At 61.9% G+C, this 15562-nt stretch carries 14 protein-coding genes; 5 read left to right on the top strand and 9 right to left on the bottom strand.

What is annotated here, in order from left to right:
• Nucleotides 1-37: 37 nt before the first annotated feature.
• Genes AC1DU9_RS22135 through AC1DU9_RS22125 form a run of 3 tightly spaced genes read left to right on the top strand, consistent with a single transcriptional unit; the run spans nt 38 to nt 5513 of the window.
• Nucleotides 38-1282: an exonuclease SbcCD subunit D C-terminal domain-containing protein gene (locus AC1DU9_RS22135; protein WP_477810788.1), complete on the top strand. Its 1245-nt coding sequence runs from the start codon at nt 38-40 to the stop codon at nt 1280-1282.
• The gene (locus AC1DU9_RS22130; RefSeq protein WP_477810787.1) at nt 1279-4920 is read left to right on the top strand and encodes an AAA family ATPase; all 3642 of its coding nucleotides are present in this window, start codon (nt 1279-1281) and stop codon (nt 4918-4920) included. Before AC1DU9_RS22135 ends, AC1DU9_RS22130 begins: the two co-directional genes overlap by 4 nt.
• Nucleotides 4917-5513 carry a glutathione S-transferase gene (locus tag AC1DU9_RS22125; protein ID WP_477810786.1) on the top strand — a complete coding sequence of 199 codons (597 nt, stop codon included), beginning with the start codon at nt 4917-4919 and terminating at the stop codon, nt 5511-5513. The genes AC1DU9_RS22130 and AC1DU9_RS22125 overlap by 4 nt, the downstream gene beginning before the upstream one ends.
• A 244-nt stretch (nt 5514-5757) precedes the next feature.
• Here AC1DU9_RS22125 and AC1DU9_RS22120 read toward each other — a convergent pair whose 3' ends face one another.
• The 9 genes from AC1DU9_RS22120 to AC1DU9_RS22080 all read right to left on the bottom strand — a co-directional run bounded on the left by AC1DU9_RS22120 (nt 5758) and on the right by AC1DU9_RS22080 (nt 12678).
• Nucleotides 5758-6015: a hypothetical protein gene (locus AC1DU9_RS22120; RefSeq protein ID WP_223463798.1), complete on the bottom strand. Its 258-nt coding sequence runs from the start codon at nt 6013-6015 to the stop codon at nt 5758-5760.
• Nucleotides 6012-6224, bottom strand: coding sequence for a hypothetical protein (locus AC1DU9_RS22115; protein ID WP_477810785.1), 213 nt, complete (start codon nt 6222-6224; stop codon nt 6012-6014). The genes AC1DU9_RS22120 and AC1DU9_RS22115 overlap by 4 nt, the downstream gene beginning before the upstream one ends.
• Before the next feature lie 115 nt (nt 6225-6339).
• Complete coding sequence (locus AC1DU9_RS22110) at nt 6340-6465, bottom strand: hypothetical protein (protein WP_263289964.1); 126 nt, start codon at nt 6463-6465, stop codon at nt 6340-6342.
• Nucleotides 6466-6682: 217 nt separating this feature from the next.
• Nucleotides 6683-6862 carry a hypothetical protein gene (locus tag AC1DU9_RS22105; RefSeq protein WP_102673592.1) on the bottom strand — a complete coding sequence of 60 codons (180 nt, stop codon included), beginning with the start codon at nt 6860-6862 and terminating at the stop codon, nt 6683-6685.
• A gap of 156 nt (nt 6863-7018) precedes the next feature.
• Complete coding sequence (locus tag AC1DU9_RS22100; protein ID WP_223463800.1) at nt 7019-8188, bottom strand: lactonase family protein; 1170 nt, start codon at nt 8186-8188, stop codon at nt 7019-7021.
• Nucleotides 8181-8519 carry a DUF5629 family protein gene (locus AC1DU9_RS22095; RefSeq protein WP_223463801.1) on the bottom strand — a complete coding sequence of 113 codons (339 nt, stop codon included), beginning with the start codon at nt 8517-8519 and terminating at the stop codon, nt 8181-8183. Before AC1DU9_RS22095 ends, AC1DU9_RS22100 begins: the two co-directional genes overlap by 8 nt.
• 134 nt (nt 8520-8653) lie before the next feature.
• Nucleotides 8654-10234, bottom strand: coding sequence for an aldehyde dehydrogenase (NADP(+)) (locus AC1DU9_RS22090; RefSeq protein WP_223463802.1), 1581 nt, complete (start codon nt 10232-10234; stop codon nt 8654-8656).
• 10 nt (nt 10235-10244) lie between these two features.
• On the bottom strand, nt 10245-11237 hold the full coding sequence (gene araD1, locus AC1DU9_RS22085) for an AraD1 family protein (RefSeq protein ID WP_223463803.1): 993 nt from the start codon (nt 11235-11237) through the stop codon (nt 10245-10247).
• Nucleotides 11238-11370: 133 nt separating this feature from the next.
• Nucleotides 11371-12678 (bottom strand): MFS transporter, encoded by a 1308-nt coding sequence (locus AC1DU9_RS22080; protein ID WP_223463804.1) that lies wholly within the window; start codon nt 12676-12678, stop codon nt 11371-11373.
• 194 nt (nt 12679-12872) lie between these two features.
• Here AC1DU9_RS22080 and AC1DU9_RS22075 point away from each other — a divergent pair, with 194 nt between their 5' ends.
• On the top strand, nt 12873-14609 hold the full coding sequence (locus AC1DU9_RS22075; RefSeq protein ID WP_223463805.1) for an IlvD/Edd family dehydratase: 1737 nt from the start codon (nt 12873-12875) through the stop codon (nt 14607-14609).
• Nucleotides 14610-14797: 188 nt separating this feature from the next.
• Nucleotides 14798-15517, top strand: coding sequence for a FadR/GntR family transcriptional regulator (locus AC1DU9_RS22070; protein WP_158273935.1), 720 nt, complete (start codon nt 14798-14800; stop codon nt 15515-15517).
• Nucleotides 15518-15562 lie beyond the last annotated feature (45 nt).

The following is a 15562-nucleotide window of genomic DNA, read 5'->3' as shown; positions in this document are numbered from 1 at the left end:
TCCCGCGGCCATTACCCATTTTGTAGCGGAGTCCGCCTTGCGCTTGTTTCACACCTCCGACTGGCACCTCGGGCAGAACCTGCACGGCCAGGATCGCGATTTCGAACACGGCTGTTTTCTCGAATGGCTGTTGCACCAGCTGAAACTGGATCAACCGGATGTGCTGTTGATCGCCGGCGATATCTTCGACACCGTCAATCCGCCGGTCAAAGCCCAGGAACGCCTCTACGACTTCATCGTCAGCGCCCACGAACAGCAGCCCGCGCTGACCATCGTGATGATCGCCGGCAACCACGATTCCGGCTCGCGGATCGAACTGCCCGCACCGTTGATGCGCCGCTTGCGCACTCATGCGCTCGGCCGCGTGCTGTGGCTGGATGACGGGCAACTGGACGCCGAGCGCCTGTTGCTGCCCTTGCCGGATGCCAGTGGTGAAGTCGCCGGCTGGTGCCTGGCGCTGCCATTCCTGCGCCCGGCGGAAGTCACCGGCGCGCATTTGGGCGACAACTATTTGCGCGGGATCGGTCAGGTGCATGAGTGGCTGATCGAAGCGGCCAACGCCAAGCGCCAGCCGGGCCAGGCACTGATCGCCATCAGCCACGCACACATGGCCGGCGGCTCGGTGTCGGAAGACTCCGAGCGCAGCCTGATCATCGGCAATGCCGAGGCCCTGCCCGCCAACCTGTTCGGGTCGAGCATCAGCTATGTCGCTCTCGGCCACTTGCACAAGCCGCAGAAGATCAACGGCGAGGAGCGCATCCGCTACAGCGGCTCGCCGATCCCCCTGTCGTTCTCCGAGATCAGCTATCAGCACCAAATTCTCGACATCAAGCTCGACGGCGAAACCCTGCTCAGCGTCGAGCCGAAGCTGATCCCCCGCGCGGTCAACCTGCAACGTATCGGCCCGGCGCCATTGAGCGAGATCCTGCTGCAACTGGCGGACCTGCCGAACATCGACCTGTTGGCCGAGATCCAGCGCCAGCCATGGCTGGAGGTGCGGGTGCGCCTCGATGAACCGCAGCCCGACCTGCGCAATCAAGTGGAAACCGCCCTGCAAGGCAAGGCCGTGCGCCTGGTGCGCATCGCCGCCGAATACGCCGGTAACGGTGGCCGTGACGGTGCCAACGAAAGCAGCACGCTGATCGAACTGGACCAGCTCACGCCTCAGGAACTGTTCAGCCGCGCCTGGCAGGACAACTATGGCAGCGAGGTCGACGAACAGACCCTCAAGGACTTTGCCGAGCTGTTGCAGGACGTACAGATGGAGAGCGAACAACCATGAAAATCCTCGCGATCCGCCTGAAAAACCTCGCCTCCCTGGCCGGGCCATTTGAAATCGACTTCACCGCCGAACCCCTGGCCAGTGCCGGACTGTTCGCCATCACCGGCCCCACCGGCGCCGGCAAAAGCACCTTGCTCGATGCCCTGTGCCTGGCGCTGTTTGGCGCCGTACCGCGCCTGAACAACACCGGCCGCGATGCCAAGGTCCCGGACGCCGATGGCGAAATCGCGACCGGCGACCCGCGCACCCTGCTGCGTCGCGGCACGGGTGAAGGCTATGCGGAAGTGGATTTCGTCGGTGTCGACGGCCGCCGCTATCGCGCCCGTTGGGAAGCCAATCGCGCCCGGGACAAGGCCGCCGGCAAGCTGCAGGCCAGCCGCCAGAGCTTGCGTGACATCGATCAGGATCAATTGCTCGCCAGCCAGAAAGGCGAATACAAGACTCAGCTCGAAGCCGCGCTGGGGCTGAATTTCGAACAGTTCACCCGCGCGGTGATGTTGGCGCAAAGCGAGTTCAGTGCGTTCCTCAAGGCCGATGACAACGACCGCAGCGAACTGCTGGAAAAACTCACCGACACGGCACTCTACACCCGCCTCGGTCGTCGCGCCTTCGACAAGACCAAAGAGGCTCGCGAGGCGCACAAGCTGCTGCAGGATCAGGCCAGCGGTGTGACGCCGCTGTCGCCCGAAGCCCGCGCAGAACTGGATGAGCGCTTCAACCAGGCGCAACAACAACTCAAGACCCAACAGGCGCAACTCAAACAGCTTGAGCTGCAAGACACCTGGCTCAAGGACCTGCGTCGATTGCAGGACGAACATCTGGCCGCCAGCGAACAACTGCAATCGGCACAGACCCACTGGGAGGCCCTGGCCAGTGAGCGTATGAAGCTCACCCACCTCGAACAGCTGGCCCCGCAACGGCACCAGTTCGCCCGTAAAGCCGAGGTCGATGGGCTGCTGACACCCTTGGCGGCGCAAATTGCCTTGCACACGCAGCAGCACGGCGAACTCGGCGAGCGTCAGACGCAGCTCGAGCAACAGCTTAGCGCCGCCCGGATCGCGTTGAACGAAGCGCAACAACGGCAAACCGCCAGCGCGCCGCTACTGCGCCAGGCCTTCGAAGCGCAAAGCACCCTCGCCCGCCTCGCCAAGGACACCGCCCTCAGTGCCGAGGCAAAGCAAAATGCCGAGCAGGCCTGCGGCCAGGGCCAGAGCACGATTCAGACCTTGCTCGATCAGCAAACCCGGGGCGCCGGGGACTTGCAGCGCATCGCCACCGAGCTGGAGCAAAGCACGCATCTGGCTCCGCTGAGCGATGCCTGGAATGCCTACCGTGATCGCCTGCAACAGTTGGTGCTGATCGGCAACCGGTTGAATCAGGGTCAGGCCGAACTGGCCAGCCTCGAACAAAACGCCACGAGCACCGAACAAACGCTCAGCGCACAGAAGCAGCAACTGGAGGTGCTGTTCAAGGAGGCCGGCGCCGAACCGGATGCCGTCGCCGAGCAGATCGGTATTCTGGGCAGCCTGTTGCAGGACAACCGCAAGCAACTGCGCGCCGTCGAAGACCTTGCGCGCCTATGGGCCAGCCAGCAGGACCTGGACAAGCGCGGCGCCGAGCTGCAACAACGCCAGCTCACCGCGCAGCAGGAACGTGAACGCCTGACCCAGGACGGGGTCAAGGCCAAGGCTGATTTGAGCGTTGCCGAACAGACCCTCAACGTCACCCGCGAACTGCTGGAGCGCCAGCGTCTGGCGCGCAGTGCCAGTGTCGAAGAGCTGCGCGCGCAGTTGCAGGACGACCAGCCATGCCCGGTCTGCGGCAGCAACGAGCATCCCTATCATCAGCCCGAAGCCCTGTTGCAAAGCCTCGGCCGTTTTGATGAAAGCGAACAGGCCAACGCGCAGAAGGCCGTTGACCTGCTCAAGGAAAAACTCACCGACTTGCGCGCCGAAGTCGGCGGGCTGATCGCCCAGCAAAAGGAACTGCTGCAACAGCAAGAGCAACTGGCGACTCAGCAGCAGGCCCTCGCCCCAAGCCTGGAAGCGCATCCGCTGGCTGCCCAACTGCTCAATCAGGATGCCGCCAAACGCGATGCCTGGCTCATTCAGCAAAACAGCCAGCTCAACCAGAGCATCAGCCAGGACGAGCAACGGCAGAGCGCGCTGCTCACCCTGCAACAGGATGCCGCACGCCTGACCCAGCAACTGCGCCATGCCGAAACCGCGCACCAGCAAGCGGCCCAGCACCTGAGCAATCAACAGCGCGAACTGGGCAACGACCGCCAGCGTCTGGACGAAGAACTCAGCGCATTCGCCCATCTGCTGCCAGCCGAGACCCTGCAAGCGCTGCGCGTCGAGCCGGCCGCGACCTTCATGCAGCTCGACCGGCAGATCGCCGAGCGCCTGGCGCAACTCGAGCAACAAAAGGAAGAACTGGCCGAGCAGCAACAGCGTCAGCAAAACCTGGAGAAGGAACAGGATCGCCAGCAAAGCCGCGTGCAGCAATTGCAGGCCGCCGAACAGCAGTTCAATGGACTGGCCGAGCAGCAACAGGCTTGCCAGCACACACTCGGGCAATTACTCGGTGAGCACAGCAGCGCCGAGCACTGGCAGCAGCAACTGGAACAGGCCGTGGAACAGGCGCGCAGCGCCGAAGCCAGCACCGCGCAGACGCTGCAAAGCGTCGTCACGCAATCAGTGCAACTCGCCGCCGAGCTCAAGGCCCAGCAGGAACGCCTGCACGCACTGGAAGGCGAAGAACGTGAGCTCGCCGGCAAAATCGGCGACTGGCGTGCCCGCCATCCCGAACTGGATGACGGCGGCCTCGAAGACCTGTTGCGCGTCGACGACACCCAGGTCAGCGAACTGCGCCAGCGCTTGCAGCACAGCGAAAAAGCCATCGAACAGGCCAGCGTCCTGGTGCAGGAGCGCGACAAGCGCCTGCTCGATCACCAGACTCAACAGAACGGCAACCTCGATGCCGAGCAGTTGGCCAGTGCGCTGATCGACCTGCAAAACCTCGCCGTCACCAGCGAACAGCACTGCGCCGAACTGCGCGCCGAGCAGGCCGAGGACCAGCGCCGGCAGAACGTCAATCAGGCCCTGGCACAACAGATTGCCGACGCCTACAGCGAATACCAGCGCTGGGCGCGCCTGAATGCGTTGATCGGCTCCGCCACCGGCGACACCTTCCGCAAGATCGCCCAGGCCTACAACCTCGACCTGCTGGTGCACCACGCCAACGTGCAATTGCGCCAACTGGTGCGCCGCTATCGCCTCAAGCGCGGCGGCAGCATGCTCGGGTTGCTGGTGATGGACACCGAAATGGGCGACGAACTGCGTTCGGTGCATTCACTGTCCGGTGGCGAGACCTTCCTGGTATCACTGGCGCTGGCCCTTGGCCTGGCATCGATGGCGTCGAGTACGCTGAAAATCGAATCGCTGTTCATCGACGAAGGCTTCGGCAGCCTCGATCCGGAATCCCTGCAACTGGCCATGGACGCCCTCGACGGCCTGCAAGCCCAGGGCCGCAAGGTCGCGGTGATTTCCCACGTGCAGGAAATGCATGAACGGATTCCGGTGCAGATTCAGGTCCAACGCCAGGGCAACGGCCTGAGCACCCTGGAGGTGAAATGAATACTCTGTATTCCTTCCGCCGCTGCCCGTACGCCATGCGCGCACGCATGGCCCTGCGTTACTCGGGAGTGGCCGTGGACATCGTCGAAGTCAGCCTGAAGGCCAAGCCCGCCGAAATGCTCGCGCTGTCGGGCAAAGGCACGGTGCCGGTGCTGAGCACCGATGGCCGGGTGATCGACGAAAGCCTCGACATCATGCACTGGGCCCTGGCGCAGAACGATCCGCAGGACTGGCTGCTCAAGGATGATCCTGTGGCAGCGGCACAAATCGCCTCGCTGATCGAACAGAACGATCAGGTGTTCAAGGTACACTTGAATCGCTACAAGTACGCCGAGCGTTATCCCGAGCAGCCGATGGAGGTTTATCGCGGCGAGGGCGAGGTATTTCTGCAAAGGCTGGAGGTATTGCTGGAAAGACGCGATTACTTGCTGGCCGATCATCCAAGCCTGGCCGAAGTGGCGTTGATGCCCTTCGTGCGCCAGTTCGCCCATGTCGACCGCGACTGGGTCGCGCAGACGCCGTATCGGCGCTTGCAGGACTGGTTGCAGCGGTTTCTGGAGTCGGATTTGTTTACCGGAGTGATGCGCAAGTAAGCCGCCGCACACTGTGGTGAGGGGGCTTGCCCTAATGCCAGTCAGTTAAGGAGCAAAACCTGTGGGAGCGAGCTTGCTCCGGGCGGCGTTCCGACGATAGCGGACTGTCAGGTAACGCAGGTGTTGACTGTGCGATCGTCATCGCGAGCAAGCTCGCTCCCACAGGGGTGCGGTGTTCGAAGCGTTAATTGATCGGCATTAGGGCAAGCCTCCTCGCCACAAAGCCTTTCATCGACAGTGGGCTTCAGGCCAACACCTCACACATCCCGAGCGCCGAGCAATCCACCTGGAACGGCCCGAAAACCACCCCTTCTGTCCTGATCGGCGGATTGCCGGTCAGCATGCCCTGGGCACTGGCGTTTTCGATGCTGCGGGCAATGTTGTGGTTGGCTTCGATGGCCCGTGCCACCGAGCCCGCCGAGCCCTGGCCGATCCCCAGCAGGGAGGATCCGTTGGTCATGAACGCCAGGAAGGCGATGACCCAGAGTCTGTGCCCTTTCATGCGCCGACGACTCCCGCGAGTTCAGCCTGATCAACGCCCGCGTTTTGCGCACGGTGTTCAAACTGGATGCCGGGATGAGCGACCTGGATCGGTGCTTCAAAGGTGGATTGCGCCTGCGGCGAAAGGCTGACCAGCAGCACCATGGCAAGGTAAAGACCGATCGCCACATAGGCGCCGTGTTTGGCAGAAGTGAGAATTGCGCTGGCCATGATGTTCTCCGCAGGCATGTTTCAATGCCCACAGAATCGATCAAAAAAGCCTGGGTAACCACTCAGGGTTATCCATAGTGACCATCAACTTCATTGATCATTAAGCCAGACTATTTCAGTCTTCAATAAAACTCATCAAGCGTTCGCGGGCAGCGTCCGGCTCACTCGGAACAGGGTCTACCGCCGATAGAATGGGGGTGGAATAGAGAAAAAGAAGAACCAATGCCAGACGCGTCACCATGCTGCCGATCCTTGCCGTGAGGAGGAGTCAAAAAATCAGCGTCAATTTAAACGCATGGCAATGTGATATCAAGCGCGACGTTGATGGCAAACTGATACCGTCGCAAATGCGTTATGCAGGAGCGACATCACTCTGATCGTTTTCAACACCTGCGTTTCAACATCAGGGTATTCGATCATCAGTGACTTCGCTCCTGCATAAAGGCAGGGATGAACGCTCAGGCCTGGTTTTTGTGATCCAGCGCGGCGTAGAAATTGGCGCTCTGTTGCAGGTACTTCTGGGTGTAGCTCTGGGTGTGGGCTTTTTTGTCACTGATTTCAACGTTGGCACTGGCTGGCAGCGCAACGGTGGCAGAAATGGCGGAAGCGGCAATGACAGAGAAGATATTGAAGTTCATGGCGGTATTCCTCGGATTCAGTTGGCTTGCTTGCCCGGTGGGGCCGTGAAGCAAACTTAACCCTCGAGGGTTCGTGCCTTGAAATGCTTTGTAGCAGTACCAGATATCAGCGTCATTGATAAAAGCAGGCAGGCCCCATCAACCGGGGCCTGCGGCTTATTGACGCAGCAGAAACCTGAGGTCGCTCGGGGCGTCCATCGGCAGTTTTTGCACGGTCTTGCCCAGCAGACCAGTCCTGGCATCGCGTTCGACGACGACAATCTGGTTGCTCTTCTGATTGGCGATCAACAGGAATTTGCCACTCGGATCGAGGCTGAATTCCCGCGGATGATCGCCCTCCACCGCCCGCCGTTGCAGCTCCTTGAGGTGGCCGGTGGCCGGATCGATGGCAAACACCAGCAGTTGATTGGCCGTGCCACGGTTGCTGACGTAGAGGAACTTGCCGTCAGCCGAGGCATGCAACGCCGCCGCAGCCTTGTCCGAGACGGGTTGCCCGGCAGCCAGATCAACCATCTGCGTCTGTTCGAGTCGGCCGTCGTGGTAATCGAACACCGCCACTTGCGCGCTCATTTCCATGGTCAGCCAGGCGTGTTTGCCATCGGCGCTGAACAGCAGGTGGCGCGGCCCGCTGCCCGGCGGCAGCTGCACGAATGCCGGGGTGGCCGGGGTCAACGGCAGTTGCGGGTTGGCCTTGGGGTCGAAGCGGTAGGTAAACACCTTATCCGCCCCCAGATCATTGGCGAACACGTATTTACCGTCCGGCGACGGGATCGCAGAATGCACGTGGGCCGAGGCCTGGCGCTCGGGATTGACCCGGCTCGCCGGGTGGCTGCTCATCTGCACCACCGGTTTGAGCTTGCCATCGGCCGCCACCGGCAATGTCGCGAGGGTGCCGCCCGGGTCTTCGGCCACCGAGTAATTGCTGACGAACAAATGGCTGCCATCGGTGCTGAGACTGGAATGGGTCGGCTCGTTGCCCAGGCTTTGCACCTGGCTGATCAGGATCAGCGCATGGCTCTTGGGATCAATCGCGTAACTGCTGACGCGCCCGACCGGATCGGTCTGACCCGGGCCATTCTCGTTGACCACGAACAGGTGTCGCTGGTCCTTCGACAGGGTCAGCCACGACGGGTTTTCGCTCTTGATCACTTGCAGGGGGCTGGCATCGATCTGCCCGGTGCTGCTGTCGAACGCCAGGCGGTAGATGCCCTGACTTTGACCGGCGGTGTAGGAGCCCACCAGCAGCTGATAGTCATCGGCGGATGCGACCTGGACGCCCATGGCGCCGATGCTGCCAGCCATCAACAGAGGCCAGAGGTTACGCATCGCCTTGGTCGTCATCTTCGTTGTCACCGCTGACGACATCGCCCAGGCACACCAAACGGTGTTCACCCGAGTTACCGGTGATCAACCAGCTTTGCAGCGAGGTGTCGAAGGTCGCGGTCTGGATCTGCACCGGGGTGAACTCCCAGTGTTTGGCCGCACGGCCATCCATGCATTCAATGTGCAGGTTATCGAACTCGTCGAGGGCGAATTCGAAGGCATGCAGCCCGTCGATCTCCACCATTCCGCAGTGTTCGAGGGCATTGAGCAAGGTGTCGGTTGGGGAAGTCATGGCAATCAGTCTTTGAATGAGAAAAACGCAATGATAGCTCATGCACCGCATTCCCTGTGGGAGCGAGCTTGCTCCGGGCGGCGTTCCGACGATGGCGGAACATCAGTCAACACTTACATCGACTGGACTGCCGCTATCGCGAGCAAGCTCGCTCCCACAGGGATTGTGGTCAGCCGTTAAAGCGCCTCGCGCGATGGTTGCCCATCCACCAGACGCTGGATACGCAGCGGATTGCCGTTTTTCAGCGCATCCGGCAGCAAGCTGTCCGGGTAGTTCTGGAAGCACACCGGGCGCAGGAAGCGATCGATGGCCAGGGTGCCCACCGACGTACCGCGCGCATCGGATGTTGCCGGGTACGGTCCGCCATGCACCATCGAATCGCAGACTTCCACGCCCGTCGGATAGCCATTGAGCAGGATTCGTCCGACCTTCTGTTCCAGCAACGCCGTCAGCCCGGCGAACTGTTCGAAGTCTTCCGGCTCGCCAATGACGGTGGCGGTCAACTGACCGTGCAGGCCGTTCAAGGCGGCCGTCAGTTGCGCAGGATCGGCCACTTCAACCACCACCGTGGTCGGACCGAACACTTCCTCTTGCAACACTTCATCGCCGTCGAGCAGCAGGCTGACATTCGCCTTGAACAGCTGTGGCTGGGCCTGATTGCCCTGCTGCGGACTGCCGGCGAGGTGCTCGATGCCCGGATGAGCGAGCAATTTTTGCAAGCCCCGGCCATAGCTACTCAGGGTTCCGGCGTTGAGCATGGTTTGCGCCGGCTGATCCCCCATCAACCCGGCCACTTGCTGCACAAAGGCGCTGAACTGCGGCGAGCGAATGCCAATCACCAGTCCGGGATTGGTGCAGAACTGGCCGCAGCCCTGAACCACCGAAGCCGTCAGGTCTCGCGCGACGGTGTCGGCCCGCACCTGTAACGCCTCGGGCAACACGATCACCGGGTTGATGCTCGACATCTCGGCGAACACCGGAATCGGTTGCGCACGTGCCGCAGCCATATCGCACAAGGCTCGACCGCCCTTGAGCGAACCGGTGAAACCTACGGCCTGAATCGCCGGATGCTTGACCAGCGCTTCGCCGACGCCAGCGCCGTAGATCATGTTGAACACACCTGCCGGCATCCCGGTTTTCCCGGCGGCGCGAATGATCGCGTCGGCCACCTGCTCGGCCGTGGCCATGTGACCGCTGTGGGCCTTGAACACCACCGGGCAGCCGGCCGCCAATGCCGATGCCGTGTCGCCGCCAGCGGTAGAGAACGCCAACGGAAAGTTGCTGGCACCGAACACAGCCACCGGCCCAAGGCCGATACGGTATTGACGCAGATCCGGGCGCGGCAACGGTTGCCGCTCCGGCAATGCCCGGTCGATCCGGGCGCCATAGAAATCACCGCGACGCAAGACTTTGGCAAACAGGCGCATCTGCCCGCTGGTACGTCCACGTTCGCCTTGAATTCGGCCTGCAGGCAATGCGGTTTCGCGGCAGACCACGGCGACAAAATCATCACCGAGGGCATCCAGTTCATCGGCAATGGCCTCGAGAAACTGTGCCCGCCGCTCCGCACTCAAGCTGCGATAGGCCGGGTACGCGGAAGCCGCCGCGGTGGCCGCCGCATCGACTTCCTGCGGGGTCGCCTGATAAAAATCGTCGGGCAAGGCCTCACCGGTGGTGGCGTCGACACTCTGCAACTTGATGCTGCCGGCGGCGCTGCGTTGGCCGCCGATGTAGTTGTGACCAAGGATCCGGGTCATGGGTACCTCCTCAAAGTGTGCCGACGGTGCCGGGTTCGAAAGCCGCTGCGACCGGTGCGATGCCATTGATCAATGGCGCGCCGAACTCGGCCTGGGTGATCTCGAACACGTCGCCCGGTTGCGTGCGAATGCCGTCGGCGAAGGACAGGGTCGCGGTGCCAAAGAAGTGAATGTGCACATCCCCCGGACGCAGGAACTGGCTGTATTTGAAATGATGGAATTCGAGGTTGGCGAGGCTGTGGCACATGTTGGCCTCGCCGCTGAGAAACTCGTTCTGCCATAGCACTTCGCCGTCGCGCAGAATGCGGCTGGTGCCCGCCAGATGCTGCGGCAGTTCGCCGACCCGCAGTTCCGGGCCATAGCTGCAGCTGCGCAGTTTCGAGTGGGCCAGATACAGGTAGTTCTTGCGCTCCATGACGTGATCGGAGAACTCGTTGCCCACGGCAAAACCCAGGCGATACGGCTGGCCGTCGTGACCGATCACGTACAGGCCAGCGATCTCCGGCTCTTCACCGGCGTCCTCGGCAAACGGCGGCAGGGGAAACGGCTGCCCAGGCCTGACGACGATGCTGCCATCGCCTTTGTAGAACCATTCCGGTTGCACACCGGCTTCATCCGCCGCCGGTTTGCCGCCCTCCACGCCCCACTTGAAGATGCGCATGGTGTCGGTCATCGCCGATTCGTCGCCACTTTGCTGGTGCATCTTGTCCCGGGCCGACGCGCTGCCCAGATGGGTCAGGCCCGTGCCGCTGACCAGCAGGTGCGCCGGGTCCGGATGGTCCAGGGGCGGCAGAATGCGCCGTTGCGTCAGCAGTTCGGCGTAGTCGTGGCTGATGCCCAGCCCCAGACTTTGCACCTGTTGCTCAAGGCTTGCGCCCGCCTCGATCGCCGCCAATGCCAGATCGCGAACGGTGCGCGCGTCCTGCACTTCACGGACCAGGCCTGCCTCGACCACACCGACACGGCGTTCGCCGTTACTCAATTCGAACTGAACCAAACGCATGAAATTTCTCCTATTCCTTCAAAAACACCGCAGATCCCTGTAGGAGTGAGCCTGCTCGCGATAGCGATGTATCAGTCGCCGACAACATTGGATGTGCCGACGCTATCGCGAGCAGGCTCACTCCTACATTGCATTAGCGTGCACTTGCTGCAAATTGATCGACTGGCAGGACGTGTTTGCGCTCCAGCAGGCGATAGACGACGCCAGTCAGAATCAGCCCGAACACCATCACCCCGGAGAGGAAATACAGGCCGGACGCAAGATTGCCGGTGTACTCCTTCAACGCGCCGATCACGAATGGACCGAGGTAACCCCCGAGGTTACCCACCGAGTTGATCAAGGCGATCCCCGCCGCCGCACTGGCGCCGGCAAAGAATCGACCCGGCAGGGTCCAGAACACCGCGGTGCAGGAAAACAGTGCGAACGCCACCAGGCACAGCGCCGCCAGTTGCAGCACCGGCACCGCCAGCCAGGCGCTGAGGAACAGGCCAATCGCACCCAGTACGTAAAGCACGGCGAGGTGGCCGTAGCGGTCGTTCAAACGGTCGGAACTGCGCGGAATGATCAGCAGGCCGACGATCCCGAAGATGTACGGCACCGCGGAAACGAAACCGGTCACCAGGTCGCTGCCACCGAATTGCTTGATCAAGGTCGGTAGCCACAAACCCAGGCCATAGATACTCAGGGTCACCGGCAGGTAGAACAGCGCCAGCAACAGGACGCGTTTGTCCTTGAGGGCGTGCAGTGGATTGCCATGGCGGGTCTGGCCGTACGCGTCCAGATCCTTTTTCAGTTCGGTGCTCAGCCAGTCCTTTTCTGCCTGGTCCATCCACTTCACTTGTTGCGGGCCGTCGGGCAGGTAACGCAGCACCGGCCAGGTCAACAGAATCGCCGGGGTGCCGATGACGATGAACAGCCACTGCCAGCCGTGCAGCCCCAACACGCCGTCCATGCCCAGCAAGCCACCGGACACCGGGCCGGTGATCATCATCGCAATGGGTTGCGACAGGATGAACAGCCCGAGGATCTTGCCGCGATGGCGCACCGGGAACCATTGGGTGATGTAGTACAGAACGCCCGGGAAGAACCCGGCTTCGGCGGCGCCGAGCAAAAAGCGCATCACATAGAAGCTGTTCGGCCCCTGGACAAAGGCCATGCCGATGGTGATGGCACCCCAGGTGACCATGATCCGCGCGAACCAGCGCCGTGCGCCGAAGCGGTCGAGCATCAGGTTGCTGGGGATTTCCAGCAGGAAGTAGCCGATGAAGAACAGCCCGGCGCCAAGACCGTAGGCAGCATCGCCCAGGCCGATGTCCGCGCCCATGTGCAATTTGGCGAAGCCCACCGCGGAGCGGTCCACATAGGCGATCAGGTACAGCAGGATCAGGAAGGGAATCAGTTTCAGCGTGATGCGACGGATAAGCCGCAGTTCCTGGCTCATGAGATCGGTCTCCGATTGTTGTTGTTATGGAACCTCGGGGGACGCCTCTCGCGAAAAATTCGCCAGGGCCATCCCTCCGTTTGAGCGGACTATATAGTAATACTATTTACTCAACAACACTTCCAAAGCGCGGAATTTGCGCTTATGTTACGCCTCAGCTCGAACAATATAGTCATACAATAAGAGAATCGCTCATGTCTGATAAGAAACCCACCCTGCGCTCCGCCCAATGGTTTGGCACCGCCGACAAGAACGGTTTCATGTACCGCAGCTGGATGAAGAATCAGGGCATCGCCGACCACCAGTTCCATGGCAAGCCGATCATCGGCATCTGCAACACCTGGTCGGAACTGACCCCGTGCAACGCGCATTTCCGCCAGATTGCCGAGCACGTCAAACGCGGGGTGATCGAGGCCGGCGGCTTCCCGGTGGAGTTTCCGGTGTTCTCCAACGGCGAATCGAACCTGCGCCCGACCGCCATGCTCACCCGCAACCTGGCGAGCATGGATGTCGAAGAAGCCATTCGCGGCAACCCGATCGATGGCGTGGTGCTGCTGACCGGTTGCGACAAGACCACCCCGGCCTTGCTGATGGGCGCCGCCAGTTGCGACGTGCCGGCCATCGTGGTCACCGGCGGGCCGATGCTCAACGGCAAGCACAAGGGCAAGGACATCGGCTCCGGCACCGTGGTCTGGCAGCTCAGCGAACAGGTCAAGGCCGGCACCATCAGCATTGACGATTTCCTCGCGGCCGAGGGCGGCATGTCCCGCTCGGCCGGTACCTGCAACACCATGGGCACCGCCTCGACCATGGCCTGCATGGCCGAAGCGCTCGGTACATCCCTGCCCCACAACGCAGCGATCCCGGCGGTGGATGCGCGCCGTTACGTGTTGGCGCACATGTCCGGCATGCGGGCCGTGGAGATGGTGCGCGAAGACTTGAAGCTGTCGAAGATCCTGACCAAAGAGGCCTTCGAGAACGCCATTCGCGTCAATGCCGCCATCGGCGGTTCAACCAACGCAGTGATCCACCTGAAGGCCATTGCCGGGCGCATTGGCGTGGAACTGGACCTGGATGACTGGACCCGTATCGGTCGCGGCATGCCGACCATCGTCGACCTGCAACCGTCCGGGCGCTTCCTGATGGAAGAGTTCTATTACGCCGGTGGCTTGCCGGCGGTGCTGCGTCGCCTCGGTGAAGCCGACCTGATCCCGAACCCGCATGCCCTGACCGTCAACGGCAAGTCCATCGGCGAGAACACCAGGGACGCGCCGATCTATGGCGAGGACGAAGTGATCCGCACCCTCGACAACCCGATCCGCGCCGACGGCGGCATCTGTGTATTGCGCGGCAACCTGGCACCGCTGGGCGCTGTGCTCAAGCCGTCCGCCGCCACGCCCGAACTGATGCAGCATCGCGGTCGCGCGGTGGTGTTCGAGAACTTTGACATGTACAAGGCACGGATCAACGATCCGGAACTGGACGTGGATGCCGACTCGATCCTGGTGATGAAGAACTGCGGGCCGAAGGGTTATCCGGGCATGGCCGAAGTGGGCAACATGGGCCTGCCGGCCAAGCTGCTGGCCCAGGGTGTGACCGACATGGTGCGTATTTCCGATGCGCGCATGAGTGGCACTGCGTATGGCACGGTTGTCCTGCACGTCGCCCCGGAAGCCGCGGCCGGCGGCCCGCTGGCCGCAGTGAAGGAAGGCGACTGGATCGAACTCGATTGCGCCAGCGGCCGTTTGCACCTGGATATTCCGGATGCCGAACTGGCCGCGCGCATGGCTGATCTGCAACCGCCGCAGAACCTGATCGTCGGTGGCTATCGCCAGCTGTACATCGACCACGTGCTGCAAGCGGACCAGGGTTGCGACTTCGACTTCCTGGTGGGTTGTCGCGGGGCTGAAGTGCCGCGCCACTCTCACTGACAACACAAATCCCCTGTGGGAGCTAGCCTGCTAGCGATTTCGGCCTATCAGTTGATATTAATGTTGACTGACACTCCGCTATCGCCAGCAGGGCTAGCTCCCACATTTGGTTTGTGTATCCACCTCAAGTTTGTACCGCGCCTGCTATCATGCGCGACACCTATTCGCACAGGACCGCGCCGCTCCCCATGGATTACCGCAAACCCTCCGACCGCAAAAGCATGCACTCGCGCATCGTCCAGGAACTGGGCATGCAGATCGTCTCGGGACGGTTCCTGCCGGACGACAAACTGCCCGCCGAAGCGCTGTTGTGCGAAGAATATGCGGTCAGCCGGCCGGTGCTGCGTGAAGCCACCCGGGTCCTGGTTGCCAAAGGCCTGGTGTATTCCCGTCCGCGGGTCGGCACCGTGGTCAAGCCGCGCAAGGACTGGCACATGCTCGATCCGGACGTGCTGCACTGGTTGATGCAAAGCAGCCCGCAGAATCAGTTTTTCGACCTGCTGACCAGTGTGCGCAGCATCATCGAACCGGCTGCTGCCGCCCTCGCCGCGCAATTCGCCACGGATGCAGACATCGCGTCCATCGGTGAAGCCTACCAGCGCATGGAAGCCGCACCGACGCCGGAGGCGCTGTTGCAGCCTGACCTGGACTTCCACAGTCGCATTGCCGATGCCACGCACAACGACTTGCTGGCCAACCTGTGCAACATGCTCTCGGTGGCCATCGCCGAAGCCTTGAAACATTCGAACCAGCGGCCGAACCTGCATGAACTGGCGCTGCCACGGCACAAGGCAATCCTGACCGCCATCGAGAATCGTGATGCATTAGGTGCGCGGCATGCGACGCTGGTGCAACTGGACGATGCGCGCAGTGCATTGAATGTGGTGCTGGGTAGCGATCCTTCATAACGACCAAAGAACCCTGTGGGAGCGAGCTTGCTCGCGATGGCGGTT

Source organism: Pseudomonas sp. P4_C1, assembly GCF_056402155.1.
This window is presented reverse-complemented; position numbering and strand designations above follow the sequence as displayed.